Source organism: Serratia sp. AR11 (genome assembly GCF_056376275.1).
Genome location: NZ_CM150739.1, coordinates 4,748,973 through 4,774,446 on the forward strand (window position 1 = coordinate 4,748,973; position 25,474 = coordinate 4,774,446).

Annotated in this window: 26 protein-coding genes; 3 read left to right on the plus strand and 23 right to left on the minus strand. The window is 55.4% G+C overall.

What is annotated here, in order from left to right; genetic code table 11:
* The 14 genes from gspM to xapA form a co-directional block, all read right to left on the minus strand.
* The gene (gene gspM, locus ACSOSI_RS22395) at window positions 1-453 is read right to left on the minus strand and encodes a type II secretion system protein GspM (RefSeq protein ID WP_476706189.1); all 453 of its coding nucleotides are present in this window, start codon (window positions 451-453) and stop codon (window positions 1-3) included.
* Entirely contained in the window at window positions 450-1,544 is a 1,095-nt protein-coding gene (gspL, locus tag ACSOSI_RS22400; protein WP_476706190.1) for a type II secretion system protein GspL, read from the minus strand. The genes gspM and gspL overlap by 4 nt, the downstream gene beginning before the upstream one ends.
* On the minus strand, window positions 1,541-2,497 hold the full coding sequence (gene gspK / locus ACSOSI_RS22405; protein WP_476706191.1) for a type II secretion system minor pseudopilin GspK: 957 nt from the start codon (window positions 2,495-2,497) through the stop codon (window positions 1,541-1,543). Before gspK ends, gspL begins: the two co-directional genes overlap by 4 nt.
* A complete protein-coding gene (gspJ, locus tag ACSOSI_RS22410) occupies window positions 2,494-3,087 on the minus strand; it encodes a type II secretion system minor pseudopilin GspJ (RefSeq protein WP_476706192.1) in 594 nt (197 codons plus the stop codon). The genes gspK and gspJ overlap by 4 nt, the downstream gene beginning before the upstream one ends.
* Complete coding sequence (gspI, locus tag ACSOSI_RS22415) at window positions 3,074-3,454, minus strand: type II secretion system minor pseudopilin GspI (RefSeq protein WP_476707294.1); 381 nt, start codon at window positions 3,452-3,454, stop codon at window positions 3,074-3,076. The genes gspJ and gspI overlap by 14 nt, the downstream gene beginning before the upstream one ends.
* Window positions 3,435-3,917, minus strand: coding sequence for a type II secretion system minor pseudopilin GspH (locus tag ACSOSI_RS22420; RefSeq protein ID WP_476706193.1), 483 nt, complete (start codon window positions 3,915-3,917; stop codon window positions 3,435-3,437). Before ACSOSI_RS22420 ends, gspI begins: the two co-directional genes overlap by 20 nt.
* A 40-nt stretch (window positions 3,918-3,957) precedes the next feature.
* Window positions 3,958-4,392 (minus strand): type II secretion system major pseudopilin GspG, encoded by a 435-nt coding sequence (gene gspG, locus ACSOSI_RS22425; protein ID WP_476706194.1) that lies wholly within the window; start codon window positions 4,390-4,392, stop codon window positions 3,958-3,960.
* A 16-nt stretch (window positions 4,393-4,408) separates the two neighbouring features.
* Window positions 4,409-5,620, minus strand: a complete 1,212-nt coding sequence (gspF, locus tag ACSOSI_RS22430; protein WP_476706195.1) for a type II secretion system inner membrane protein GspF — start codon at window positions 5,618-5,620, stop codon at window positions 4,409-4,411.
* Window positions 5,610-7,094, minus strand: coding sequence for a type II secretion system ATPase GspE (gene gspE, locus ACSOSI_RS22435; protein ID WP_476706196.1), 1,485 nt, complete (start codon window positions 7,092-7,094; stop codon window positions 5,610-5,612). The genes gspF and gspE overlap by 11 nt, the downstream gene beginning before the upstream one ends.
* The gene (gene gspD / locus ACSOSI_RS22440) at window positions 7,091-9,034 is read right to left on the minus strand and encodes a type II secretion system secretin GspD (protein ID WP_476706197.1); all 1,944 of its coding nucleotides are present in this window, start codon (window positions 9,032-9,034) and stop codon (window positions 7,091-7,093) included. Before gspD ends, gspE begins: the two co-directional genes overlap by 4 nt.
* 87 nt (window positions 9,035-9,121) lie before the next feature.
* On the minus strand, window positions 9,122-9,655 hold the full coding sequence (locus ACSOSI_RS22445; protein ID WP_476706198.1) for a type II secretion system protein N: 534 nt from the start codon (window positions 9,653-9,655) through the stop codon (window positions 9,122-9,124).
* Between the two features lie 48 nt (window positions 9,656-9,703).
* The gene (locus ACSOSI_RS22450) at window positions 9,704-10,180 is read right to left on the minus strand and encodes a winged helix-turn-helix domain-containing protein (RefSeq protein ID WP_476706199.1); all 477 of its coding nucleotides are present in this window, start codon (window positions 10,178-10,180) and stop codon (window positions 9,704-9,706) included.
* A gap of 339 nt (window positions 10,181-10,519) precedes the next feature.
* On the minus strand, window positions 10,520-11,779 hold the full coding sequence (locus tag ACSOSI_RS22455; protein ID WP_261277198.1) for a nucleoside permease: 1,260 nt from the start codon (window positions 11,777-11,779) through the stop codon (window positions 10,520-10,522).
* An 81-nt stretch (window positions 11,780-11,860) separates the two neighbouring features.
* Window positions 11,861-12,682 carry a xanthosine phosphorylase gene (xapA, locus tag ACSOSI_RS22460; RefSeq protein WP_476706200.1) on the minus strand — a complete coding sequence of 274 codons (822 nt, stop codon included), beginning with the start codon at window positions 12,680-12,682 and terminating at the stop codon, window positions 11,861-11,863.
* A 132-nt stretch (window positions 12,683-12,814) separates the two neighbouring features.
* On the opposite strand from xapA, the gene ACSOSI_RS22465 reads away from it, so the two are divergent.
* Window positions 12,815-13,753 carry a LysR family transcriptional regulator gene (locus tag ACSOSI_RS22465; RefSeq protein WP_476707295.1) on the plus strand — a complete coding sequence of 313 codons (939 nt, stop codon included), beginning with the start codon at window positions 12,815-12,817 and terminating at the stop codon, window positions 13,751-13,753.
* Here ACSOSI_RS22465 and ftsP read toward each other — a convergent pair.
* The 3 genes from ftsP to parC form a co-directional block, all read right to left on the minus strand.
* The gene (gene ftsP, locus ACSOSI_RS22470) at window positions 13,750-15,165 is read right to left on the minus strand and encodes a cell division protein FtsP (RefSeq protein ID WP_112364139.1); all 1,416 of its coding nucleotides are present in this window, start codon (window positions 15,163-15,165) and stop codon (window positions 13,750-13,752) included. The genes ACSOSI_RS22465 and ftsP overlap by 4 nt on opposite strands.
* Before the next feature lie 132 nt (window positions 15,166-15,297).
* Window positions 15,298-16,035, minus strand: coding sequence for a 1-acylglycerol-3-phosphate O-acyltransferase (locus tag ACSOSI_RS22475; protein ID WP_012146957.1), 738 nt, complete (start codon window positions 16,033-16,035; stop codon window positions 15,298-15,300).
* A 241-nt stretch (window positions 16,036-16,276) separates the two neighbouring features.
* Window positions 16,277-18,550, minus strand: coding sequence for a DNA topoisomerase IV subunit A (gene parC, locus ACSOSI_RS22480; protein WP_012146958.1), 2,274 nt, complete (start codon window positions 18,548-18,550; stop codon window positions 16,277-16,279).
* 316 nt (window positions 18,551-18,866) lie between these two features.
* Here parC and ACSOSI_RS22485 point away from each other — a divergent pair, with 316 nt between their 5' ends.
* The gene (locus tag ACSOSI_RS22485) at window positions 18,867-19,448 is read left to right on the plus strand and encodes an NAD(P)H-dependent oxidoreductase (RefSeq protein ID WP_261092670.1); all 582 of its coding nucleotides are present in this window, start codon (window positions 18,867-18,869) and stop codon (window positions 19,446-19,448) included.
* A 33-nt stretch (window positions 19,449-19,481) separates the two neighbouring features.
* Window positions 19,482-19,790: a putative quinol monooxygenase gene (locus ACSOSI_RS22490; RefSeq protein ID WP_012146960.1), complete on the plus strand. Its 309-nt coding sequence runs from the start codon at window positions 19,482-19,484 to the stop codon at window positions 19,788-19,790.
* A 13-nt stretch (window positions 19,791-19,803) separates the two neighbouring features.
* Here the strand turns inward: ACSOSI_RS22490 and ACSOSI_RS22495 are convergent, their stop codons facing one another.
* From ACSOSI_RS22495 to nudF, 6 genes are all read right to left on the minus strand, one after another.
* Window positions 19,804-20,700, minus strand: coding sequence for a LysR substrate-binding domain-containing protein (locus ACSOSI_RS22495; RefSeq protein ID WP_112364137.1), 897 nt, complete (start codon window positions 20,698-20,700; stop codon window positions 19,804-19,806).
* 96 nt (window positions 20,701-20,796) lie between these two features.
* Window positions 20,797-22,692: a DNA topoisomerase IV subunit B gene (gene parE / locus ACSOSI_RS22500; RefSeq protein ID WP_218216693.1), complete on the minus strand. Its 1,896-nt coding sequence runs from the start codon at window positions 22,690-22,692 to the stop codon at window positions 20,797-20,799.
* Window positions 22,693-22,736: 44 nt separating this feature from the next.
* Window positions 22,737-23,321: an esterase YqiA gene (gene yqiA, locus ACSOSI_RS22505; RefSeq protein ID WP_012146963.1), complete on the minus strand. Its 585-nt coding sequence runs from the start codon at window positions 23,319-23,321 to the stop codon at window positions 22,737-22,739.
* Window positions 23,321-24,148, minus strand: coding sequence for a 3',5'-cyclic-AMP phosphodiesterase (gene cpdA, locus ACSOSI_RS22510; RefSeq protein WP_012146964.1), 828 nt, complete (start codon window positions 24,146-24,148; stop codon window positions 23,321-23,323). The genes yqiA and cpdA overlap by 1 nt, the downstream gene beginning before the upstream one ends.
* A gap of 27 nt (window positions 24,149-24,175) precedes the next feature.
* A complete protein-coding gene (locus tag ACSOSI_RS22515) occupies window positions 24,176-24,601 on the minus strand; it encodes a DUF1249 family protein (RefSeq protein WP_012146965.1) in 426 nt (141 codons plus the stop codon).
* Window positions 24,601-25,233, minus strand: a complete 633-nt coding sequence (nudF, locus tag ACSOSI_RS22520) for an ADP-ribose diphosphatase (RefSeq protein WP_261132903.1) — start codon at window positions 25,231-25,233, stop codon at window positions 24,601-24,603. Before nudF ends, ACSOSI_RS22515 begins: the two co-directional genes overlap by 1 nt.
* Between the last annotated feature and the right edge of the window lie 241 nt (window positions 25,234-25,474).

Sequence of the window (25,474 nt, forward strand, 5' to 3'; positions counted from 1 at the left end):
TTAATGAACTGAGATGACTTGAAGACTCAATGCCTGCACCCTGACCTCATCCCCATGCAGGCTGAGTTCAATCGAATTAACCCCCATGCCATATTCCTGTTGCAGGTTCTCCAGCCACAACAGCAGTGGCTTGACGGGTTGCGGGGGCAATACAACATCCAGGTTATTTTTGTCAGAGCGGACGGTCCCCAATCGCAGTCCGAGTTTTTCAGCGCTGGTCTTAAGCAGGGTCTGGAGCGATACGCCTTCAGGCGGCGGCGGGGGTAAAGGGTGCCGCAGCATGGCAATGCGCTGCGCATTGCGTTGCATTTGAGCCAGTTCAGCGTTCGCCTGCTGAGCCTGGCCTTTTTGCTGAAGATAAAATGCCAAAATGCTGACCGCGAAGAGCATGCCGCAAAAGATAAGCGCCGTGCTCTTTTTGCCCACATTCTGCCGCATTATTGGAGACATCATTGAGTTTCCTTCAGGGTAAGCGTCCCCTGCTGTTTGGCCGGGTTAACTTGCAGCTCCAGGGTGTTACCTTCATCATTTATTTGCGTGGAGGGCTGCAATTCCGGCGCCTGTAATCGGATAGTCAGCATTGACCTATCGGCGTCGAAAGTCAGGCCGATGACCCGGTGTTTCGGGATCCCCTGCAGGGCCCGTTGCGCCTGCGCGGCAAGCTCGAAGAATTGGCGCGGAGATTTTGCTTCTTGTAACGCTCGGATATAACGCGCGCTCTCACTCACAGGTTCCGCCGGTATCGGCTGACCGACAAAAAGACTTTGATATAAAGCGTCACGTTGCTGGTTGGCCTGCTTAGCCTGCTGGTGATAATGCGCCCCACCGATCGCCAGGGCGCATAGCGTTAACACCGCCCCGGCGATGCTGGGCCAGTGGCGCCAGAACGGATTTCTTTGCCAGCGTGGTGGGGCCTTATATTTGCCCTGCAGGAGTGAAACCGCCGTCTCTGCCTCTCCCCGGACCCGGTCCCACAACACATCGCAAGGTGACAGGGGAACCGCGTCGACAACGTCGGACGGAGCCAAAAGCCACTGTGACGGCAGCGAATAGCCTGACCATGGCGACGCCCTGCGCAACAACCTTCCCCGCCAACGGTAAAAATGACGGTCGTTGACCGGTCCGCAAAGCGTGTCTGGCAATAGGCTGTCGGGAACAACGCCCCAGAGTTTCAATTGCGACTGCCAGCGCTGCATATCCGTATGACGATAACCGGCGAGAGCATAGTCGTCGTCCTGCCGACCGAGGATTACCCAATACAACTGCTCGACCTCCTCCAGCAGGCCATCTTCACACTGATAAGCCAGGGCCAGAGGGGTTGCCGCGCGGCTGGGGCCAGAGAATGTCACCCTCTGCAATGTCACCGACTGACCCGGCACGCAGACCACGACTCGGCATTGCGATGCCTTTATCGGCAGCGTCGCCGGTAATGTATCTGCCCCCGCATGCCGCCATTGCGATTCGTTCGGATCCCCCTGACACCATAGGATTGGCGCTCCGGCCTCCCCCAATGCCAGCACCAACAAGGGTTTTGAACACGTCATTGAACCTTCTCTCCCTGCCCGGTTTGACGGCCTTTCACCGTCACCCTTCCTTTTTCATAATGCAATTTGCTGCGCAGGTAATAACCGGCGTCTGCCCCCTGAGCCAGCAGCAGGACGTTAAAAAAACGGCTCTCCGTCACCAACAGTTTCTCCCCCGCCGGCGAGGACAGACGCAACCCGGCCAGTGCTTTTTGCCAATTCTGATCGTCCAGCGCGCGCCAACCGGCCTCGGGACGAGTATTGAGCCATTTCTTCAATTGAGTGGCGCTGGCCTGGTTCAAAAACAAGGCGCGCAGCAGAGGTAAGTGAGCCTCATCCAGCGTGTTGATATTGATTGCCGGCTTACGTTCCGGCAATGCACATAGCCAGGGCAGTAAACGCAGATACTGCTGGCGGCCAATGAAGGGAAATGTGCGCAATTCGGAAACGTCAGTAAAAAGCGAATTCTCCGGCATCAGCCGCTGTTCTATCGCACTGCCGATGCCTTTGATTTCATCATCGGTGAACGCCAGATTCGATAACAGAGCGCCGAACACCTGACGGGCAATATCTCTGTCGATTTTAACCTCGGCCGCTGGGGCCGGCGGCGGGTCCTGCGGGGGCGATTTTTGCTTATCCGGCAAGTAGTGGTAGCGTAACGTATTGATGTTAAAACAGGCCTGGGCATCCTTGATAACATAAGAAATCCCCCTGTCTTCCATGTGTATCATCCCAGGCGTCGCCCATCGCTGCCCCAGATGGACGGACGTCTGTTCATGCAAACTTTCCACCAATAACTGCCGAACAAATTGCTCCCCCGCCAACAGATCCCATTTGGCCTGAAAGGCCGTTTGCGCGTGCAATGTTCGGGTGAAGGCAAGCTGCCAAAACTGATGAATGCCCATCGACAAAGTGGCCATCAGCGCCAACAATAACAGGACGATCAGCAGCGCCATTCCCCGTGATTTGTTCATGCCGCCTCTCCATCGGCCGTCAAGAAAATACGCTGTAGTTCCCCCCGGTCGAACAAGGTCACGGACACCTCTATCGCCTGAGGTAAACCGGCACCGTTAAACGCTCCCTCTTGCCAACGTCCGGTAAGCCGGTGACGCAGTTGGAAACGTTCTACACCCTGTAACAAAGTGACGACTCTGGCTTTGTCTTCCGGGGCATCGGGGGTCGGATAGCTCAGGCGCTGCAACTGCCCGTCATGCAGACGGTAAGTGACGCGCTCCAGGGAGGAACGAGGCAATAAGCCCCCAGGGTTGAGCCAGTTGCTACGCAGTAGCGCCAGCGTCGGCGAGACTTCCCCCACTTGGGCAGTCCTCAGATTGGTCCTGAGCGGATGATCAGGCAGGAACATCAGGGTTTGGCGGACATCCCGCTCCATCAGAGCCAGTACCTGTTGTATCTGGGTCAGCGCGTTGGCCTGAGTTTGCACTATGGCATTGTTCTTAACGATGCTGCTCAGCAACTGTGACGCCATCAACGACATCAAGGAAAAAATCGCGATCGCCAGCATCATTTCAATTAAGGTGAACCCCTTTTGCTCAGGGTTTGGCATCGCTTATCCTCCAGGTTCGCAGGCGCAGGATCGGGTACCTGAACTCAGGTTCGCTATCCACTTCAATATCAATAGCCTGCAGATGGCTGTCGGTGGTCTGCCGACTGCGACAACGCCAGAACCATTGTCGATTAGCCATCATGCTATTCCCCTGCTGCCATAACGGAGACAAGGTCATATCCCCCAGATAGAGCTGCGTCAGTTGGTTATCCGCCACCCAGCCGGCCACCATTTTTTCCTCCAGCGTGCCAAGATTGCGCACCTGTAGCCCGGTAGTGCGGATCACCGCCATGCAACCGACGGATAAAATCACCATCGCCAACAGAACTTCCAGCAAAGTCATGCCGTTATGGTGCTTGCGCATCATCACAACTTTCATCTCCCGAGCTAAAGCTCATATAACCGCTCGTCTCCAGGACCCGTTCGCATGACCCTTGTCGTAGCCTCAGGGTAAAAACCGACATTTCACCACCGGGATAGAACCAAAGCTGCGGTGTCACGTCGGGGGCCAGGGAAGGCGGTAAGGCGATCTCCTGCAGCTCCAGACGTAATGAAAGGCTGAGGGTTTCAGGCAAAATGACGGTATGAACGCCATCGGCTCGCCAACCTTCGGTTGCTTCTGGCCAGTCCCTCAGACGGTAGATCATCCGTTGCCACCCTTGCTCGGAAACGGCAATGCCCACGGGCAAACCCGTTTGCTCTGCGCGCTGCTGAGCGGCATCCAGCGCCAGAATCAACGTGCTCATGGTCGTGGAAAAAAGCGCCCTATCTGAACGTCCATGGGGAACTAACATCGCACCGGTGAGGCCAATCAGCACCAGAACCAACATAATTTCCAGTAGGGTAAACCCACGCTGATGCGGCCTGCCGCTAGGAGCCATTGGTGATATCGTCTTCGCTATCCCATTGGCCATCTGGTCCGGCTGACGAAATGTCTATCCGATTGTGTTTCCCCGGATTAAGCAAACGGTAATCGCTTCCCCAGGGATCCTGCGGCAGGCGGCGCAGGTAGCCATCTTCCGGATAATTACGAGGCAGCGGTGGCGTCACCGGTTTGGCAATCAACGCCGCCAGCCCCTGTTCGGTGTTGGGGTAGCGGCCATTGTCGAGACGGTACATGTCCAGCCCATTCTCCAGCGCGACAATGTCGCTGACGGCTTTTTGCCGATCCGCCTTGTCCTTATTGCCCATCAGATTGGGGATGATAAAGCTGGCCAGCAGACCCAGGATCACAATCACCACCATGATTTCCATCAGTGTAAATCCCGACTGCCGGGTGTTCCTTGCCATTGTTGGGGTTCGCATACGGTTCTCCATTGAATTAACCCATCATGTTGTTGAGCTGTAAAATCGGCTGCAGGATCGCCAGGATAATGAACAGGACAATGCCGGCCATACTGATCACCAGCGCCGGTTCAAACAGGCTCAGGACCAACGCGATGCGCTGATTAAGGGCGTCCTGTTGCATAGCGGCGGCCCGTTTCAACATGCCGCCAAGTTCACTGCTGCGTTCACCCGCCGCGATCATGTGGCGCATCATCGGGGAAAAAAGATCGCTGTCCGCCAGTGCCTGATGCAAAGATCCCCCCTCCTGTACCTGCGTCATCGCCTCGAGCAACCGACGCCGGGCCTCCTCGTTATTCAACACCGCAGCACTGATATTCATGCTGTCCAGTAAAGGCACCGCGCTGAGCGTCAGGATGCTGAGAGTGTGCGCATAACGGGCCGTATCCAGATTCAGGAACAGGCTTCCCAGGTACGGCATGCGCAACAGATAACGGTGCCACGCCAGGCGAAACCGCCGTTTTTTCAACTGCCAGCGAAAACCCAGCAAGCTCAGCACGACCACCGCCAGGCCGGAAGGCCCCCACCTACCGACGCCTTCACTGCACAGCAGGAGGATCTGCGTGGTTAACGGCAGCGTTTGTTTCATATGCACAAACTGTTCAATCACCTTCGGTACCACCGCCACCAACAGCACACCGATCACGGCAATGGCGACCAGCGTCAATATCACGGGGTAAGTCATGGCCTGGGTCATTTTATTTTTGATTTTCTGCCGCTGTTCGACATAGTCCGCCAACTCGGTGAAGATCAGCGGCAACTGGCCGCTGCTCTCTCCGGCGGCCACCATGGCGCAAAACAGACGGTCAAAAACCGAAGGGAATTGCATCAATGCCTGCGACAACGACAAGCCTTCCAGCACATGGCTGCGTATGCGGGTGATTAACTGGATAACGGTTTTTTTTTCTGACTGACATGCGACGGTTAACAGTGCCTCTTCCAGTGGTAAGGAGGCTGCAATCAGGGTCGCGAGCTGCCGGGTCACCAGAGCCAGTTCGCCGCTGCTTAAACGAGGACGCTGCCGTGCCGCCAGCAGCGACGCCACCACGCTTTTCTTCTGCAGGATAATATGCGAGGGCGTCAGGTTCTGCTCACGGAGCCGTTGCCGAGCACTGCGCAAAGAATCCGTCTCCAGTACCCCTCTGACGTCTTTGCCGGCAGCATCGTAGGCGTGATAGTTAAACTTCACCGCAATGCTCCCCCCCGGTGACCCGCAGAACTTCCTCAATACTGGTTTCACCGTTCAGCAGTTTGCGCGCACCATCTTGCCGCAGGGTGTGTCGCGCATGGCCGCACAATTGTTCTATCTCCTGCTCACTGCTGCCCAAATGAATGGCTTTGCGGATGGCGTCATCAATCAGCAGCAGTTCATGGATCCCCAGACGCCCACGGTAGCCCAGCCCATGACATTTATCGCACCCGATCGGACGCCACGCGACCTGCTCAATCTCGACAGAGAGCTGTAGCGAGAGCGCTTGCTCTGCAGAAAGCACATAGGCCTGACGGCAATGCGGGCACAGTTTTCGCACCAGCCGCTGGGCCAGAATACCGGTCAGCGAGCTGGCCAGCAGGAAGGGCTCAATCCCCATGTCACGCAGGCGGGTGATGGCGCCGATGGCGGTATTGGTATGCAGCGTGGATAACACCAGGTGCCCGGTCAGTGAAGCCTGTACGGCGATATGTGCGGTTTCGGTATCACGTATTTCGCCCAGCAACACCACATCCGGATCTTGCCGCAGCAAGGCGCGTAACCCGCGGGCAAACGTCATATCGACCCGCGTGTTGACCTGGGTTTGCGAAATGCCCTTTAATTCAAACTCCACCGGGTCTTCTATGGTCATGATGTTGCGATTGCCGTCATTAATCTGCATCAGTAACGCATAAAGCGTGGTGCTTTTGCCCGAGCCGGTCGGGCCGGTCACCAGGATCACCCCATGGGGCTGATGAACCAGTCGCGTCAGCGCCGCGAACTCCACCGAGCGTATGCCCATCCTGGCGAGATCCAGACTGACGCTGCTTTTATCCAGCAGACGCATCACCACCCGCTCACCATGATTGGTCGGAAGCACGGACACCCGCACATCGACGGCCCGGCCGCCAATCTTCAACGTGATACGGCCATCCTGCGGGATGCGCTTCTCGGCAATGTCCAGTTTGGACATCACCTTAATGCGAGAGGTCAGCAAGGCCGCCAGTTGATGCTGGGGAGTCAGAATGGTTTTCAGCACCCCATCAATACGAAAGCGGATCACCAGTTCGCTGTCATAGGTTTCAATATGAATATCTGAGGCCCGCTCTTTAATGGCTTCACTGAGCATCGCATTAAGCAAACGGATAATCGGCGCATCGTCTTGTTCATCCAGCAGATCCTGGGTGGCCGGCAGCGCCTGTGCCAGGCTGTAGAAATCCAGCTCTTTGCCTAAATCGTCCATGGTCTTTTGCGCATTGCTGGTACCCTGTTGGTAATGTTCCAGCAATTTCTGCTCAAAGGCATTTTCGTCCAGCAGACACAGCGGAATGTCGGCCTCCAGCAGACGCGCAAGCTCGGCCAACGTGGCCAGCCCCACGTCCTGTCGACACCACAGGGTGTATTGGTTTTCTTCGCTGGTGAGTACTGCGTGATGCTGACGGGCCCAGGCATAAGACAAGCAGGGTGTCTTCACGGCTCCCCCCGTGGGTAAAATGCATCAATTTGCCGTTGGACTCGCTGGAAGGTGCCATTCGCGGTGGAACCGACCCTATCGAGCTGCGCCTCCGCATGGGTTTTTAACGGAAGGGGTTGCGCGTCGAGTGAGCGGAAACGGGCCGCTTTGCGCATACTCTCTTGCGCGTATTCCTCGGTAGAGCGTATGACCGTCGGCCGAATAAACAAGATTAGATTCCGTTTGCTCTCTTTATGAGAGGTAGAGCGGAACAAGGCTCCAAGCAACGGTATGCGCTCCAAAAACGGCACCGCACTTTTGCTGTCAGATTGCGACTTGTCCAGCAAACCGACCACCACCACGGTCTCACCACTTTCAACCAGCACCGTGTTATTCACCGTCCGGATATTGAAAGTCGCGCCCAGGTTATCCTTATCCACCGAGCTGTTTTCCGCCACGCTGGATACTTCCTGTTCGATCTGCAGCAGTACCGACTGCCCTTTGTTGATTTGCGGCTTGACCTTGAGCTTGATGCCGACGGTTTTGCGCGCCACCGTATTAAACACGTTGTCACTGTTGGTGGTTTGCGAGCCGGTCAGAATTGGCACATCCTGACCCACGCTAAACTCGGCATCTTCGTTGTCCAGCGTCATGATGCTCGGCGTGGCGAGAATATTGTTCTGGCTCTGGTTACTGATGGCGGTGAGCAAGCCGGCCCAGTTACCGCTGTAAAATCCCGTGACCAGACCGTTGGCGTTTTTAAACACCTCCGTCATTCCCCCTTTAAAGCCGGGAGCGATCTGCGCCTGAGCATTGCCGAACTGCGTACCGCCACCGTAACGGTTGGCCCATTGGATACCCAGGTTCAGACCGTCTGCGTTTTGCATTTCGACAATCACCGCTTCAACCAGTACCTGAGCCCGGCGAATATCAAGCTGCTCAATGACTTTTTCCAGGTTGCTCATCACGTCCGGTGTGGCGTTGATGATCAGTGCATTGGTCTGTTCATCTGCCTTGATCACCATGTTCTTCATGACGGAAACGTTGTTGCCGACCGTTTTTTTCTCGTCTTGCAGATTGGCGCTGACGCCGGACAATACTTCAAGCAGGCCTTGCGCTTTGGCATATTTCAGCCGGATCACCTTGGTATTCCCCTGGCTGGCTTTTTCTTGATCCAACTGCTGGATAATCCCTTCGATGCGCGCCTGCAGGCTCGGTTCACCGGCAATCAGCACGGTGTTGGTCCGCTCATCGGCAACCACTTTCATGCCGGGAAGCGCTCCCTTTTTCGTGCGGTTTTCATCCCGAAATAACGTCGTGACAATGCCGACCACATCGGTGGCGGAGGCATGTTGCAAGGCGACAGAGACCACGCCGGCCTGTTCGGTACGATCCATTTCATGGGCCAGCTCAACCAGACTATTGACCACATCGGCACGGCCGGTGATCAACAACGCATTGCCACTTTCCAGGAACACCACGTTCCCGATACCAATGCTGTCGTTAAACTGGCGCATCAACGGCGCCACCTCTTTCGCCGCGATATTGTTCAGGGGCACAATCCGCATGATCAGCTCATCGCCTTCGGCTGGGGTATTCAGGGCGTTGAGCGCCGCCCTTTTGCCGTCTTTCGCCGGGATCACCTTCAGAACGTTGTTGGGCATGCTGATCACCGCATAACCATAGACATCAAGCACGTTGAGGAAAAATTGGTAATATTGCCCGGCATCCAGCGGCTCATAGCTGCGCACGGTAACCTTGCCTTTTACCGCATCGTCAATAATGATGGTTTTCCCCAGCGCCTTACTGGCTGTACTGATAAATTCGTGTATGTCCGTTCCTTTAAAATTGGCGGAAAACGCCTCGGCCTGAACGGGCGCGGTCACCCACAACAGCATGACGAGCACTGCCATTAATGCGATCATTTTCGAGAAGAGCATATTTGTCATTTTTGCGCGCATGTACCAATGCCTGCCTGGAAATAAGTCGAGGTTGCACATATCTGTATCCGATTGCGGCTTGCTGTAATGTAACCGCTGTGATTGCACTCAATTTTCGAGCATTAATGCAGCATAAAATCCGTTTTCATTGATAATGATCCGGTCTGCCAATATTTTCACTATCGGATAAGTGTCATTTATTTTTTCGCCTGATACATAACTCTGCTGCCGACCTGAGCGTTCTATAATCACCATGCCGGCATGGTCATCCTTATCGCACAGCAACCCCACCACTTTTACCGCTAACTTTGCTACGGGCGCCGTCATTAATATGGCACTGCTCGGTTTTTTTTCGGTAATACGGAAAAGAGTTTGCTCTATCGGCATGTTGGCGTGAGCATTTGAATATAACAGGGTCAGTAATCGGTTAGCCTCCAATTCCATGGGTTTTTTGACTATAATCTGGGATAATTCTTTAATATTGGCTTCAGGAATTTTCTTTGCACTCGGAATTTCGTAACCTACCCAAAATACCGACAGCACCCCGAACAGCAAAAATAAATACCCCAGCACTCTCGGCCACGCTTCTTTGTCAATACGGCCGATTATTGGCAGGTCGCCGTGAACAATACCAAACCTCATGCAACGTCTCTCACTCGTCGTAATGAAATGTAGACATGCCTATCGAATTCAAACCACGACACTGGCAATAACTATATAATTAATAACGACTAGAAGTAGAATGTTGCGAAACAACCTTTGCCGTTCACTGAGCATTCCGACAAATTTTTTATGCCATTTAGGCAACTTGACGGTGCGCTGGTTCAGGGCTTCTTCCAGTGGCGAGTAGTTGAATCTCACACCATATCGGGGGATGGTTTTGATGACTTCAGGAGGTATACCATGGCGGGAAAGCAACGTTCTGCATTGATATATTAATTGATGATAGTTGTTGTCAGTGATAGTAACGTGGTTATTTTCCCATACTGACTCTATCACTTCTTGCTTCTTGGTTACGCCACTGAGCAAAATACAAAAAAGTCGTCTCTGTAGTTCAGTAAGATGAATGGTTATATTTTTCGGCTTGATAATTAGGGTGCTACTCTTACTGTTCAGAACGAGAAAATCGTTTTCAACCAAAGACAATTTTTTCTCTGCGAGTGTCATAACTAAAATATACCCTTCAGCAATAATCCATTATTCCTCGTTATGAATAAGAGACCACATAGCCCGATAGCAGTCAAGGGTTAGCGACTAAAAACGCAGTGAGCAATAAGCTGTCGACGCTTAAAGTTCATTATATAAAACAATCCTCACCAACTTTGTTGTATCGATGTTTTATCTTGTTGTGCATTATTTAATATCTACGTCATTAAAAGCAATAATAATAAAGCAGAGCAATTTATAGAAATATTACCTGTCGGGGTAAAACTGGGAAATAGCGCAGCGGCAAGGCGAGAGGCCATGAAGTAAAATGGGCGCAAACCGAGATGCGCCCATAGGGTTTTAATGTGCCCGTTGCGCCGCCCCAGGCAGCTCCTCCGGCCGATGCTGGTAGTTGAAGGTCAGTGCGAAAATCACGCCCAATACCAGCGTATATAATGCGAAGATCAGCCAGATACTTTGCCAGTCCTTGACGCCGTTGTGGGTGAAGAAGTCCACCACCTCACCGCTGGCAATCGCCCCCAGATAAGCGCCGATACCGTTCACCATGGTCATAAACAACCCTTGTGCACTGGCACGAATGCGGTGATCGGCCTCTTTCTCAACGAATATAGCCCCGGAGATATTAAAGAAATCAAAGGCGCAACCATAGACGATCATCGAAAGTAACAGCAGCACAAAGCCGAAACCCGCCGGGGTGCCGTAGGCCAGGAACAGGAAACGCAGGGTCCAGGCCGCCATACTGATCAACATCACCTGTTTGATGCCATATCGACGCAGGAAGAACGGAATGGTGAGGATAAAGAACACCTCGGAGATTTGTGACAGCGACAACAGCACCGCAGGGTACCTGACGCTTATGCTGTCCTGATACAAAGGGTTATTGGCGAAATCATGCAGGAAGGGATTGCCGAAGGTGTTGGTGACCTGCAGTGCGGCACCCAACAACATGGCAAACAGAAAAAACAGCGCCATGCGCCGCTGGCGGAATAGCACCAGCGCGTCCAGCCCCAGCACGCTGAACCAGCTTTTCGATTGTTCCACTTTGCTGGTCGGGCAATTCGGCAGCGTCAGCGAATAGCCCGCCAACAACAACGACACCCCGGAGGCCAGATAGAGTTGCAAATTGCTGAGTTCAATTCTGCTAAAACCAATCAACCACATCGCTACGATAAAGCCGACGGTGCCGTACACCCGTACCGGCGGGAAATCTTTCACCGTATCGTAACCGTGCTTTTCCAGACAAAAATAGGAAATGGCGTTGGAGAGCGCAATAGTGGGCATATACACCATGGCATTGAACAGCATCACCCAGAACATCACCATAGGTTGCTCAACCTGGGCGGCACAGTACAGCGCTCCTGCGCCGAACAGGTGACACAGCGCATAGAGGTAATTGGCCTTGATCCAGCGATCGGCAAGAATGCCCGCCAGCCCCGGCATAATCAGCGCGGCGATACCTTTGGCACTGTACACCATACCCACCTGCAGGCCGGTAAAATGCAGGGTGTTAATCATGTAAGATCCCAGCGTGACCAGCCAGGCCCCCCAGATAAAGAACTGCAGAAAGAGCATCACCTTAAGTCGTGTTTTTATTGCCATCACCATCACCTTATTATTCTGATTAAAACGATGATTCGCGCGACAGGGTCCCTGCCTCCTGCCGCGAGGGGTTTTACAGCATTACAGCGTTTTGAAGAACTCACGGATCAGGCGCATAAAGTCCTCTGCCGCCAGTGCCGCACAGCTCAACGTTTGTTCATGAGAGAGCGGCGTATCGGACAGCCCTTCGGCGTAGTTGGTCATCGCAGACACCACCAACACCTTCAGTCCACAATGACGCGCCGAGAGCACTTCCGGTACGATCGACATACCGACTACGTCACAGCCCAAGGTTTGCATCATGCGAATTTCCGCCGGCGTTTCGAAGTTTGGCCCGGTGTAAGCGGCAAATACCCCTTCGGCCAGCGGAATGCCCACGCTTTGCGCCACCTGTGCCAACTGGCCGCGCAGCTCACGATCGTAGGCGTTGGCCAGGCTGAAGAAACGCGGGCCAAAACGCTCGTCGTTATCGCCAACCAGCGGCGACTCGGGCATAAAATTGATGTGATCGGTGAGTGCCACCAGGCTGCCCGGTGCCACCGACTGACGCAGCGAGCCGGCAGCATTGGTGGCCAGCAGGAACTCACAGCCCAACAGTTTGAAGGTGCGCACGGCGGTGGTCATCACCTGCATGCCGCGCCCTTCGTAGTAGTGGCCACGCCCTTTCATGCACAGTACCGGCACGCCCTCCAGCCAGCCGGCAACCAGTTGCCCGGCATGGCCTGCCACGCCACTGACCGGGAAGCCCGGCAGCTCTGCGTAGTCGATGGTCAGGGTGTCGGTCATCACCTCCGCCAGCGCACCCAGCCCGGAGCCCAGTATCAAAGCAGCGCGCGGCTGGAAGTCCGGCAGTCTGGCGCGGATCACTTCAGCACAGGAAAAAGCATCTTCTTGATTAAACATTGTATTCTCTTCTATGAGGGGGGAGGTTATCCCCATAGTAGAGAGCGAGGTGCAGCGGCGACCAATACATTATTGGCGGCCGATTTATTCCATTTACCTATAAATCGGTAGCCCCAGGAGGCGATCATCAGCATCAAACAGCCCCAACAACTGCCCGATCCCAGCAGGATTAACTTCCGCCTGCTTCACTACTTCCGCGTGGTGGCGGAGGAGATGAACTTCACTCAGGCGGCATTGCGACTGAATATTTCACAGCCGCCGCTGAGCAAACATATTAAAGAGCTGGAGAGCCAACTGGGCGTGGAGCTTTTCAAGCGCACCACCCGATCGATGGCATTGACGCTGGCTGGTCGCACGCTGTTTCACAATGTAGAAATGCTGCTCGATCAGGCCGGGCATGCGCTCAATCAGGTGCAGCAGTTGGGGCGTGGCGAGGCCGGGCATATGGTGATCGGCATGGTCGGCACTTCGGTTTGGGGTGGGCTAATCCCGGCGTTGAAACGCTTTGCCGGGCAAACGGCCAACGTCACCTGGGCGTTAAACGAACTGACACCCAGCCAGCAGATTACTGCGCTGCAAAAGCGTCATATCGATATTGGTGTCTGGCGCGAGGCAAAGGAGCAGATATTGCCGGGACTGGCGAGTCAGCTGCTGGCACGGGAGAATATTGCGCTGGTGCTACCGCAGGACCACCCACTGGCTCAGGCGGAAAGCCTGCCGCTCGCCGCGCTGCGACATGAAAAATTCATTGTACTGCCGTCGCACGAAGCCAGTTTGGGTCTCTATCTGCACAATTTGTGTCTGCAGCAGGGTTTCAAGCCGGATATCGCCTATCAGGTCAACGAGCCGCAAACGCTGATGGCACTGGTGGCCGAAGGCTATGGCATCACGCTGCTGCCGGACAGTTACGGCCGTATTCCCTGGCCCGGCGTGCGTTTTTGCCCGCTGCAGCAGGCGCCGTCAGCGGATCTTTACGCTATTTATCATGCCGACAGCGCAACGCCGGTGGTGCAGGCGTTTCTGGAGATGCTGCGTACAGCTCCCCAGAACAAGTCTATGCAACGAGCTTAAAGCGCCGGCTGCACCATAAACTGGCCTGCGCTGCCGCGATCCGCCATCTCCAGCGTCTGGCTGTAGAACAGGAACGGGAAATGTTCCGAAGTGGACTGGTTGAAGTAAACCAGCAGCTCGACGTCGCCGTCGACCCATACCGTGTCCTTCCAGCCGCGATCTTCCGCCATCGGCTGCGCACCGTTGACCCGTTTCACCAGGAAACGTACGCCCTGAATATGGAACGCCTGCGGCGTATCCGCATGGATATTCCAGCGTTCCCAACTGCCCTGCTGGGTTTGCACATCGATACGGTTCATGTCCCAGATAGCCCCGTTGATCCCGGCCTGGCTATCGCCCAGACGGAACTCACGGGTGCGGCTGACGCTGCCGTCCAGCAGTTCATCCGCCAGCAGGCGCATCGGCAGGTTATCGGTCACCAGCGGCAACAACCCTGTCGGTTTCAGCGTCAGAACCTGGGTAGAAACCAGGATGCTCGAAGGCTCAATCAGGCCACGCAGGCGATCCATAATGCCCGCAGCCTCACCGGCGCTGATCGTCACTTCATCGCCTTTTGACATATCGATCAGTACTTCACGGCGCTCACCCGGAGCCAGTGACAGCTGCTGTACCGCTACCGGAGCCGGCAGGAAACCCTGATCGCTGGCGATCACATTTAACGGCCGACCGTCACTCAGTTGCAGCATGTAGCGACGTGAGTTGGAGGCATTGAGCAGACGCAGGCGCACCCAACCGCGTGACACTTCGACGTAAGGATTTTGCACGCCGTTAACCAACAGCGTATCGCCGATAAAGCCGCCCTGCGACGGGGGAGCGTATTCCGGTGTGCCGAAGTTATCCAGTCGCTTGTCCTGAATGATCAACGGGAAATCATCGACGCCATAGTGGTTGGGCAGCGGCAATGCCTTGCTGACTTCATCTTCGACCAGCCACAGCCCGGCCAGGCCGTTGTAAACATGCGGTGCCATGCGGTTGGGCGTGCTGGCGTGATACCAGCAGGTGGCGGCACTCTGACGGATTGGCAGCACCGGCGACCAGTCAACGTTAGGAGACATCATGCGCGGTGCGCCACCCATCAAGGTTCCCGGCACCTGCAGACCGCTGATGGTCATCGCCACTGGTTCCGGCAGGCGGTTGCTGTAGATCAGCTTGACGTCATCACCGTTGTAAACCCGTACCGTCGGCCCAAGGTACATGCCGTTAATGCCCCACACCGACGTCTTGCGGTTATCCATAAATGCCCAATGGGCGCGCTGCAAGGTTAAAAACAGCGGCTGGCCGCGGCGGGACTCCAGCAGCGGGGGAATAGGTAATGGGGTCTGCATTCCGCTCGCCTCAGCCCTCAGCGGCACGGCTCCTGCGCACAGCGCCAAGCCCGATGCCTGAATAAACTGACGTCGACTGAGTGACATATTTTCTCCATGAAAAGCAATGACTAAACCGTGTGTAAAGACCGGGCTCCTGTTAATCAGATTAGCAGGAGCCCAGGCGTTAACGGCGTTTTACGCCGTTTAAAAGTTCATTCTTTGAAGCCGGTAGGAATATTATTTTCCGGCTGCATTGCGCTGGGCAACTTCTGCGTCCAGTTCGGCAATTTTGGCCAGCATCAGCTCATGGCAATGGGCTGCCAGCTCACGCACATTTTCTCTACCGTAATTACTGATATCGATCGGTTCCATCACTTCTACGATCGCATGACCGTTATCCCAACGGTTAAGATTAATTTTACCGCTGGTGGTGGAAACGCAGATCGGCACAATCGGCACCCCGGCAGCGATTGCCGCGTGAAATGCACCGGTTTTAAACGGCATCAACCCACGCCCGCGGCTGCGCGTACCTTCTGGAAACATCCAGACCGAAATATCACGTTTTTTAAACTGTTCAGCCACCTGGGCAATGGTGCCGTGCGCCTTGGCGCGATTATCCCGGTCAATCAGCAAGTTACCGGTCACCCAATACAGCGGGCCGAAGAACGGAACCCACAGCAGGCTTTTTTTACCCACGGTCACGGTGCGCGGCTGCACCGCTTTGGCGGCCGTCACCATATCGTAGTTATTCTGGTGGTTGGCAATATAAATGCAGTTGCCGTTTTTGGCCGCATCGGCCGGCACCCGGACTTCCACTTTCAGACCAAATAACCCGGACAGGCGACCAAACAAATGACCGAACGTCGCCACATGGCGGGGATCGCGGGGGCGGAATACCAAACAGTAAATAGAACCGAAAATGCACACCAGAAGACAATACAGAGTGGCGAGCACGGCACGTAAAATTAATAACATAACAACCTCATTAGCACACTGCCGGCGCAGCCTGAAACGCTGCGCAGATCCCTTTACTCATTCTTTGCTTGCAGGGTTCGAAAACCTGCCCTGCCTTTTTTTTGCTATTTTCCCGCCAGCCGACGAAACGCACAATAATTTTATGCCGGGAAATGTTAACTATTTGAAAATAATTACCGGTGATGGGAAATAAAGCGGGCGCAGCATGCTGCGCCCGTGGGGTTATCCAGCCTTCACAGGCTTATTCTTCGCTGTCACCGCCAGGCGCACGTGCCGGGGCATCAACCTCTACGCGATCGATTCGCTGCAGGCCACGTGGCAGTGAGGTGCCTTTACGGCCACGTTCCGCACGGAACTTCTGCAAATCTTCCGGACGCAGCGTCAGCTTGCGTTTACCCACGTGCAGGGTCACAGAGGTTTGCGGCGGCAGCACGAACAGCCATGCCAGCTTGTCTTCACCGGATGCGGCCTGTGCCGACGGGATGGAGACAATCTTGTTACCCTTGCCCTTCGACAGTTGCGGCAGGTCGGCAACCGGGAAGAACAACATGCGCCCGGCAGCAGTGATCGACAGCAGCATGTCATCTTCACCGTGGATTTCCATCGGCGCCAGCGCTTTGGCGTTATCCGGCAGAGTAATCATCACCTTACCGGCACGGTTACGCGCCACCAGATCGTTGAAGGTACAGACAAAGCCATAACCGGCATCGGAAGCCATCAGCAACTTCTGGTCGTCCGCAGCCATCAGCACCTGTTCAATGGTCGCGCCCGGCGGTGGCGTCAGCTTGCCGGTCAACGGCTCGCCCTGCCCACGCGCCGAAGGCAGCGTCAGCGGATCCAGCGCGTAGCTGCGCCCGGTGGAGTCGATAAACACCACCGGCTGGTTGGTCTTGCCGCGTGCCGCACTGCGGAAGCTGTCACCGGCCTTGTAGCTCAGGCCACTTGGATCGATATCGTGGCCCTTGGCGCTGCGCACCCAGCCCATTTCAGACAGCACGATAGTCACCGGCTCCGAAGGCACAAAGTCGTGCTCGCTCATCGCCTTGGCTTCTGCACGCTCGGTAATCGGCGAGCGGCGATCGTCGCCGTAGGCCTGTGCATCGGCCTGGATCTCTTTTTTGATCAGGGTGTTCAGCTTGCGCTCGGAGGCCAGCAACGCCTGCAATTGATCGCGCTCTTTGGCTAACTCATCCTGCTCACCGCGGATCTTGAACTCTTCCAGCTTCGCCAAATGGCGCAGTTTCAGTTCGAGGATCGCTTCGGCCTGGGTATCAGAAATACCAAAGCGCTGCATCAGTACCGGCTTGGGTTCGTCCTCGCTACGGATGATGTGGATCACTTCATCAATATTGAGGAACGCCACCAGCAAACCTTCCAGGATGTGCAGGCGTTTCAGTACTTTTTCCAGACGGTAGTTCAGGCGGCGACGCACCGTATCGCGGCGGAATGCCAACCACTCGGTGAGGATTTCCACCAGCCCTTTCACCTGCGGGCGGTTGTCCAGACCAATCATGTTCATGTTGATGCGGTAGCTGCGTTCCAGATCGGTCGTGGCAAACAGGTGATTCATCACCTGATCGAGATCGATTCGATTCGAGCGTGGCACAATCACCAGCCGCGTTGGGTTCTCGTGATCGGATTCATCGCGCAGATCTTCGACCATCGGCAGCTTTTTGGCACGCATCTGGCTGGCAATCTGCTCCAGCACCTTGGCACCGGAAACCTGGTGCGGCAAGGCGGTGATCACCGCGCTGCCGTCTTCTTTACTCCAGACGGCGCGCATGCGGACCGAGCCACGACCGTTCTGATAAATTTTGCGGATTTCTTCACGCGGGGTAATGATCTCGGCTTCGGTCGGGTAATCCGGGCCCTGTACGAACTCGAGTAACTCTTCCAGCGAAGCGCCAGGCTTGTCGATCAACGCCACCGCAGCGGCGGCCACTTCACGCACGTTGTGGGGTGGAATATCGGTCGCCATACCCACGGCAATACCGGTGGTACCGTTCAGCAGGATGTTGGGCAGGCGGGCCGGCAACATCTTCGGCTCCTGCATGGTGCCGTCAAAGTTCGGCACCCAGTCAACCGTGCCCTGGCCCAATTCGGCCAGCAGCACTTCCGCATATTTGGACAGGCGGGATTCGGTATAACGCATCGCGGCGAAGGATTTCGGGTCATCCGGCGCCCCCCAGTTCCCCTGGCCGTCTACCAGCGGATAGCGATAAGAGAATGGCTGCGCCATCAACACCATGGCTTCATAGCAGGCACTGTCGCCGTGCGGATGATATTTACCCAGCACGTCACCCACGGTACGGGCAGATTTTTTGAATTTGGCGCTGTTATTCAGCCCCAGCTCAGACATGGCGTAGATGATGCGGCGTTGTACCGGCTTCAAACCGTCACCAATGTACGGCAACGCCCGATCCATGATGACGTACATGGAATAGTTCAGATAGGCGTTTTCAGTGAATGTGTGCAGCGGTAAACGCTCTACACCGTCATGAGTCAGATCACTCATTACTCAATTATCCTCAGACCGTGGCTTGGCAATCCCTGGACGACAAAGGGTTGATTCTGTCCGCGATAGTAACTCATCAGCGGGGTGGCTGTCACAGATGGCGCAGCAATCGTCCGGTGTCGCGGGTTCATCGGCCGATTTTATGCAAAATTTCGCTATCCCACGGCGCATTTATTGACTCACAGTCAACACTGTTGTGCGCTGGATCCCATTTTTACTTACATTGCCAAGCATTACACTTCCTGTCAGCGAAATGTTTTCCGCCCCCTGGCGCGGAGGGCATCATAGACTTTAACTCTGACAGGTGCCGCGAAAGATGAGCAATATCCTGATTATCAATGCTAAAAAACAGTTCGGCCATTCCAACGGCGAACTCAACCAAACCATGAGCGACGTGGCGGAAACCTATCTGCGCGATGTACAACACCAGGTGCAGGTTACCGTGGTCGATGACGGTTACGACATCGAAGCCGAAGTGCAAAAATATCTGTGGGCCGACGTGGTGATTTATCAGATGCCAGGCTGGTGGATGGGCGAGCCGTGGATCCTGAAAAAATACATCGATGAAGTGTTCACCGCCGGGCACGGCAGCCTGTATGCCAGCGATGGTCGCACCCGCTCGGACGCCGGTAAGAAATACGGTTCCGGTGGCCTGATCCAGGGCAAAAAGTACATGCTGAGCCTGACCTGGAACGCCCCGCTGGAAGCCTTTACCGACCCGGAACAGTTCTTCCACGGCGTCGGCGTTGACGGCGTGTATCTGCACTTCCACAAGGCCAATGAGTTCCTGGGCATGGAAGCGCTGCCGACCTTTATCTGTAATGACGTGATTAAACAACCGGATATCGACAGCGACATCGCACGTTATCGCGAGCATCTGGCCGAAATTTTTGCTTAACTGGCACTATGCACGTCAATCAATGAGGTAGTGATGATCACCGTAATTGCAGAAATCAAAACCAAACCGGGCCACCGTGAAACGGTCCTGAAGGCGATTGAGAAACTGATCCCGCTGGTGCTGGCAGAAGACGGCTGTAGCGAATATACGCCGATGATCGACAGCCACACCCAGGCGCCATGGCAAAAACTGTCGCCGGACTCGGTGTTTATGCTGGAAAAATGGGCCAGCCAGGCGCACCTGGAAAAACATCTGGATATCGCTCACATGCATCGGCATCGTGACACCATCAAGGACAGCGTACTGGGCGTGACCATTCACGTATTGGGTAACGCACTGTAATGCCTGTCGATCTCTAAAGCATCTGCGCATCAATATGCGCGCTGACGTAGTCCAGGAAACAGGTAATACGCGCCGCCAGTTGGGTATTGCGGTAATAGACCGCATTAATCGGCTGGCGCACATCCAACGTCTCCTGCTCCAGCAACGGCACCAACCGCCCGCTACGCTGATCGTCACGGGTCATAAAATCAGCCAGTTGCACAATTCCTTCACCCCGCAACGCCAGCTGTCGCAAGGTTTCGCCGCTGGATGCCGAAATAGTCGGCGTGATAGCAAAGTGCTGCGCCTGCTGATAACGCAGCGGCCACAGATTGAGTGACTCCGGTTGGGTGAAGCCCAGCAGGCTGTGATCTCGCAGCGCTTCGACGCTGGCCGGTGTACCGTAACGTGCGAGGTAATCCGGGCTGGCGAGAATACGTAAACGGCTGGCACCCAGCAGGCGTGCATGAATGGTCGAATCTCGCAGCGCGCCGATGCGAATGGCAATATCGGTACGTTTCTCCAGCAGATCGATGATCAGGTTGTCGGTATTCAGTTCCAGCTCAATTTGCGGGTAGCTTTGGCGAAAGCCCGCCACCAGCGGCACAATCACGTGTTCCATAAAGGGGGCGGCGGCATTGACCCGCAACCTGCCGGCCGGGATCAGCCTGCGTAGCGCCATCTGCTCTTCAGCATTCTCCACCGAGTTGATAATTTCACGCGCATGGCCGAGAAAACTTTGGCCTTCTTCGGTCAGCTCCAAGCGGCGCGTGGTGCGGCGCATCAGGGTCGTATCGAGCTTTTTTTCCAACCGACTGAGGGCACGGCTGATGCCGGAGGTGGTCTGGCCAAGTTGTTCGGCGGCGGCAGTAATGGAACCGCTATCAACAACGGTGGTAAACGCCAGTAACTCTTCGAGGGTGATTTTCATGGATTCCGCCCAGTGTGGTCGGGTGCCGCACGCGGTCCCCCTGCGGGAAGAAGACCCGGCGGGGAAGCCGGGTCAGTCAGTCTTTCGCCTGGTCTGTCAGGCAGACAGCTCGGCCATATCGCCTTTGTCCTGCAGCCAGTTGCGGCGATCTTCCGAACGCTTCTTGGCCAGCAACATGTCCATCACCGCCAGCGTCTGATCCACGTCCTCATCGCTCACCGTCAACTGCACCAGACGACGGGTATTGGGATCGAGCGTGGTTTCACGCAGCTGTGGCGGGTTCATCTCACCCAGCCCTTTAAAGCGCTGAACGTTAGGCTTGCCCTTTTTGCGCTTCAACTGTTCCAGTACGCCGGCCTTTTCTTCTTCATCCAGCGCATAGAACACCTCTTTGCCGAGGTCGATACGGTACAGAGGCGGCATCGCCACATACACGTGGCCACCCTTCACCAGCGAACGGAAGTGGCGCACAAACAGCGCGCACAGCAGCGTGGCAATGTGCAGGCCGTCTGAGTCCGCATCCGCCAGGATACAAATTTTGCCATAGCGCAATTGGCTGAGATCTTCGCTGTCCGGATCAATACCGATCGCCACCGAGATGTCGTGCACTTCCTGCGAAGCCAACACTTCGTCCGAAGACACTTCCCAGGTATTGAGGATTTTACCTTTCAGCGGCATGATCGCCTGATATTCGCGATCGCGCGCCTGCTTGGCTGAACCGCCCGCCGAGTCCCCTTCCACCAGGAACAACTCGGTCATGTTCAGGTCCTGCGAGGTGCAGTCGGCCAGTTTACCCGGCAGCGCCGGACCGCTGGTCAGCTTCTTGCGCACCACTTTTTTGGCGGCACGCAGACGGCGCTGGGCGCTGGAAATAGCCAGCTCGGCCAGCTGTTCCGCCGCCTGTATGTTCTGGTTCAGCCACAGGCTGAAGGCGTCTTTCACCACGCCGGAGACGAAGGCTGCACACTGGCGCGACGACAGACGCTCTTTGGTCTGCCCGGCGAACTGCGGATCCTGCATCTTCACCGACAGCACGTAGGCGCAACGGTCCCAGATATCCTCAGCGGAAAGCTTCACGCCGCGCGGCAGAATATTGCGGAATTCGCAGAACTCGCGCATCGCATCCAGCAACCCCTGACGCAGGCCGTTAACGTGGGTGCCGCCCTGCATGGTCGGGATCAGGTTCACGTAGCTTTCGGTCAGCAGTTCACCGCCTTCCGGCAGCCACAGCAGTGCCCAGTCTACCGCTTCGGTGTCACCGGCAAAGTTGCCGACAAACGCCGCTTCCGGCAGGGTAATCAGGCCGTTAACCGCTTCCATCAGGTAATCGGTCAGGCCGTCCTGATAGCACCAGCGTTGCTCGGTATTGTTCAGCTTGTCGATGAAGTAGATTTCTACTCCAGGACAGAGTACCGCTTTGGCTTTCAGCAGGTGGCTGAGACGCGAAACCGAGAAACGTGGGCTGTCGAAGAACTTCTCGTCAGGCCAGAAGTGGATGCTGGTGCCGGTATTGCGTTTGCCGCAGCTGCCGGTCACCGCCAAATCCTGCACCTTGTCGCCGTTTTCGAAGGCAATGCTGTAGACATTACCGTCGCGCTTGACGTTGACTTCCACCCGGGTCGACAGGGCGTTAACCACCGAAATCCCCACGCCGTGCAGGCCGCCGGAGAACTGGTAGTTTTTATTGGAGAATTTACCGCCCGCGTGCAGACGACACATGATCAACTCAACCGCAGGAACGCCTTCTTCAGGATGGATATCCACCGGCATACCGCGGCCGTCATCGATCACTTCCAGTGACTGATCGGCGTGCAGAATCACGTCGATGCGCTTGGCGTGACCGGCCAACGCTTCATCGACGCTGTTATCTATCACCTCTTGGCCGAGGTGATTGGGGCGCGTCGTGTCGGTATACATGCCGGGACGACGGCGCACTGGTTCTAGACCGCTGAGTACTTCAATGGCATCAGCGTTATAGCTGGATTGAGTCATCGTTGAATTTTTCGTGGTTAAAGGAAGGAACCGGAACCGCCTGCTCAGACAGCGTTGAGCCCTAAAAAATCCACAATCTGGGGGAAGTAGTGCTCGAAACCGACGAAAGCGTGGTTTCCACCCGATTCCACCGTCTGACGGCACGCAGTGTAATAGGCCACCGCTTGCCCATAATCGAGAATTTCATCGCCCGTTTGTTGCAGCAACCAGATTAAATCCGGTGACTCCAAGGGATCGATCTGCATCGTTTTCAGATCGTAAACGTGACGAGACTCTAACACATATTGCTGGCCGGTGTAGGGGTTCTCGTTTTTGCCGAGGTAGTCAATCAGCAGCTCAAACGGCTTCACAGCAGGGTTAACCACTACCGCCGGCAGTGAAAAACACTGTGAAAGCCAGGTTGCGTAGTACCCGCCCAGTGAGGAACCGACCAGGCCTATCGTCTGCCCGGCGCGCTCCATCACCATGTTCTCGATCATCTCGGCAGCCTCCGCCGGGAAAACCGGCAGCTGCGGCACTAATACCTCGATATGCGGATGATGTTCGGCCAGCCACGCCTTGAAAGACGTTGCCTTGGCCGAAAACGGCGAACTGTTAAAACCGTGCAGATAGAGCAGTGTCGAAGGCATCAGTACCCTTCCGAATCCATGTCGGGGCGGAAATCGTCGTTTTCCAAGCGGAAAACCTGCGTTTCGACGCGGCCGTCCGGCAGTAAATCAATATAGCGCCAGCCGGGTGAAACCTCGTCGATGGTGAAATTGGTGCAGTGCGGCTTGAACTGCACGCAGGTGGACGGCGAGGCCAGCAGGCGCCTGCCCTGCCACTCCAGATCCAGCTCCTGGTGAATATGCCCGCACAGCAGGGTATTCACTTTCGGGTAACGCAGCAGCACCGCACCCAGCATATGCGGGTTGCGCAGGCTGTGCTGATCGAGCCAGGTGCAGCCGGAAGGCAGCGGATGATGATGCAACAGCATTAAAGTATAGCGCTCGGGATAGGCTTGCAGGCAGCGCTCCATCCACTCGAGCTGATAGTCGCTCAACTCGCCGTAGGGCACGCCGAACACCTGGCTATCGAGCAACAGCACCTGCCAGTGGTCGCCCACCAGTACCTGTTTTGACGGGGCAATCCCGGCGTCGGCCAGGGCGTCGACCATCGCCGGCTGAAAATCATGGTTGCCCGGCAGCCAAACGCAAGGCGCCGGCAGTCGTGCAATACCTTCGGCAAAGTGCCGGTAGGCAGCCAATGAATGATCCTGAGCCAAATCACCGGTGGCGACGACCAGATCAAAATCACGCTGCTGCGCCAGGATAGCGTCCAACACCGCGTGATAGCTGCGATAGGTATTAATGCCAAGCAAAGTCTCATTCTCGCCGGCAAAAAGGTGGGTATCTGTTATTTGCAGGATCCTGACCCTGGCCCCACTTGCCACGGTCGGTTTAAACAGGCTTTCCAAATGGTGTCCTTTGTTATCTCAGTCTGTTTAACAAACCGGAACCGCCATCGCTCCATGCGCCAAACAGTAGCGCAACCAATCAGCAAGAAACTGGTTAATTTGATGCTTTTCGTCGCGTTGATGCAACTTTTTGTTGGGATAATCATAACGCGCTTTAAAGCGATAGATCTGCTGACTTGAACACACTTCCGCAACCATCGCGTCATGATACAGCCTCACCGTCATGGCTGGCAGGCTCCAGTAGCTGACCGCCGGGGCGGTCTGTTCAATTTGCACCAGCGAGGTATAGCGGGTGGATTCAATAATGGTCAGACGATAACTGGCGCCGCTCACCTGATAAGTCACCGTTTCACCCACTTCGTCATTGCGCGGCAACAAGCGGCGCAATTGCGCGAAGTTGGTTTCGCACAATCTCATCATTTCGGGGAAATCAGGGGTATAGCGCTGTTTCATTAATTGGCCCACTCTTTTCTTAACGATTCATGGTGCAACGCCAGCCACTGCAATGCAATCACTGATGCCGCGTTATCAATCGCGCCCTCTTCAACCCAGCGGTAAGCCTGTTCGCGGCTGACCACATGGACACGGATATCTTCATGCTCGTCGATCAGTCCATGGATGCCAACTGCGGTAGTCGCGTCCACTTCGCCCACCATAATCGACAGGCGCTCGCTGGTACCACCGGGGCTGGCCAGGTAGCTCAGCACCGGCTTGCACCGCCCGACATCGACGCCGGCCTCTTCCTGCGCTTCACGGCGGCACACGTCTTCAACGCTCTCGCCGGTTTCGATCATACCCGCCACCATTTCCAGTAGCCAGGGTGAGTTACTGGTATCGACCGCGGCGATCCGCAGTTGTTCAATCAGCACCACCTCGTCACGCACCGGGTCATAGGGAAGTAACACCGCGGCATGCCCACGCTCAAAAATTTCACGTTTAATTTCTGGGCTCATGTCACCGTTGAACAGGCGGTGGCGGAAACGATATAAATTGAGTGAAAAAAAACCACGGTAAAGCGTCTCTCGTGCAATAATTTCTACATCATTTTCATCAAGAGTAACGGGCGACGGAAGCGAGTGGCTCATAAGTGAATTCTCCTGCATGAGTATGCCGATAAAATAAACAGTTTTGATGACAGAAACGGCGGGATAATCTTCCGCGGCTTTATGATAGATTGTGAGCCATGATATCAGGTGTGACGTGTGCGACCAGTTGAACTAATGTAAACAGGCGGCCTGAAAGGTAAAAGTTACGCGAGATGGCACATTCAGCCACCTTAGGCGTACAACAGACTCTGCTAGAATCGGCAACTATTTCGTCTATCGT

What these genes read in the sequence shown, in the direction of transcription:
- gspM (WP_476706189.1), bottom strand. Translation starts at nt 453, where the DNA reads ATGATGTCTCCAATAATGCGGCAGAATGTGGGCAAAAAGAGCACGGCG.
- gspL (WP_476706190.1), bottom strand. Translation starts at nt 1,544, where the DNA reads ATGACGTGTTCAAAACCCTTGTTGGTGCTGGCATTGGGGGAGGCCGGA.
- gspK (WP_476706191.1), bottom strand. Translation starts at nt 2,497, where the DNA reads ATGAACAAATCACGGGGAATGGCGCTGCTGATCGTCCTGTTATTGTTG.
- gspJ (WP_476706192.1), bottom strand. Translation starts at nt 3,087, where the DNA reads ATGCCAAACCCTGAGCAAAAGGGGTTCACCTTAATTGAAATGATGCTG.
- gspI (WP_476707294.1), bottom strand. Translation starts at nt 3,454, where the DNA reads ATGATGCGCAAGCACCATAACGGCATGACTTTGCTGGAAGTTCTGTTG.
- ACSOSI_RS22420 (WP_476706193.1), bottom strand. Translation starts at nt 3,917, where the DNA reads ATGTTGGTTCTGGTGCTGATTGGCCTCACCGGTGCGATGTTAGTTCCC.
- gspG (WP_476706194.1), bottom strand. Translation starts at nt 4,392, where the DNA reads ATGCGAACCCCAACAATGGCAAGGAACACCCGGCAGTCGGGATTTACA.
- gspD (WP_476706197.1), bottom strand. Translation starts at nt 9,034, where the DNA reads ATGCGCGCAAAAATGACAAATATGCTCTTCTCGAAAATGATCGCATTA.
- ACSOSI_RS22445 (WP_476706198.1), bottom strand. Translation starts at nt 9,655, where the DNA reads ATGAGGTTTGGTATTGTTCACGGCGACCTGCCAATAATCGGCCGTATT.
- ACSOSI_RS22450 (WP_476706199.1), bottom strand. Translation starts at nt 10,180, where the DNA reads ATGACACTCGCAGAGAAAAAATTGTCTTTGGTTGAAAACGATTTTCTC.
- ACSOSI_RS22455 (WP_261277198.1), bottom strand. Translation starts at nt 11,779, where the DNA reads ATGGCAATAAAAACACGACTTAAGGTGATGCTCTTTCTGCAGTTCTTT.
- xapA (WP_476706200.1), bottom strand. Translation starts at nt 12,682, where the DNA reads ATGTTTAATCAAGAAGATGCTTTTTCCTGTGCTGAAGTGATCCGCGCC.
- ftsP (WP_112364139.1), bottom strand. Translation starts at nt 15,165, where the DNA reads ATGTCACTCAGTCGACGTCAGTTTATTCAGGCATCGGGCTTGGCGCTG.
- ACSOSI_RS22475 (WP_012146957.1), bottom strand. Translation starts at nt 16,035, where the DNA reads ATGTTATTAATTTTACGTGCCGTGCTCGCCACTCTGTATTGTCTTCTG.
- parC (WP_012146958.1), bottom strand. Translation starts at nt 18,550, where the DNA reads ATGAGTGATCTGACTCATGACGGTGTAGAGCGTTTACCGCTGCACACA.
- ACSOSI_RS22485 (WP_261092670.1), top strand. Translation starts at nt 18,867, where the DNA reads ATGAGCAATATCCTGATTATCAATGCTAAAAAACAGTTCGGCCATTCC.
- ACSOSI_RS22490 (WP_012146960.1), top strand. Translation starts at nt 19,482, where the DNA reads ATGATCACCGTAATTGCAGAAATCAAAACCAAACCGGGCCACCGTGAA.
- ACSOSI_RS22495 (WP_112364137.1), bottom strand. Translation starts at nt 20,700, where the DNA reads ATGAAAATCACCCTCGAAGAGTTACTGGCGTTTACCACCGTTGTTGAT.
- parE (WP_218216693.1), bottom strand. Translation starts at nt 22,692, where the DNA reads ATGACTCAATCCAGCTATAACGCTGATGCCATTGAAGTACTCAGCGGT.
- yqiA (WP_012146963.1), bottom strand. Translation starts at nt 23,321, where the DNA reads ATGCCTTCGACACTGCTCTATCTGCACGGTTTTAACAGTTCGCCGTTT.
- ACSOSI_RS22515 (WP_012146965.1), bottom strand. Translation starts at nt 24,601, where the DNA reads ATGAAACAGCGCTATACCCCTGATTTCCCCGAAATGATGAGATTGTGC.
- nudF (WP_261132903.1), bottom strand. Translation starts at nt 25,233, where the DNA reads ATGAGCCACTCGCTTCCGTCGCCCGTTACTCTTGATGAAAATGATGTA.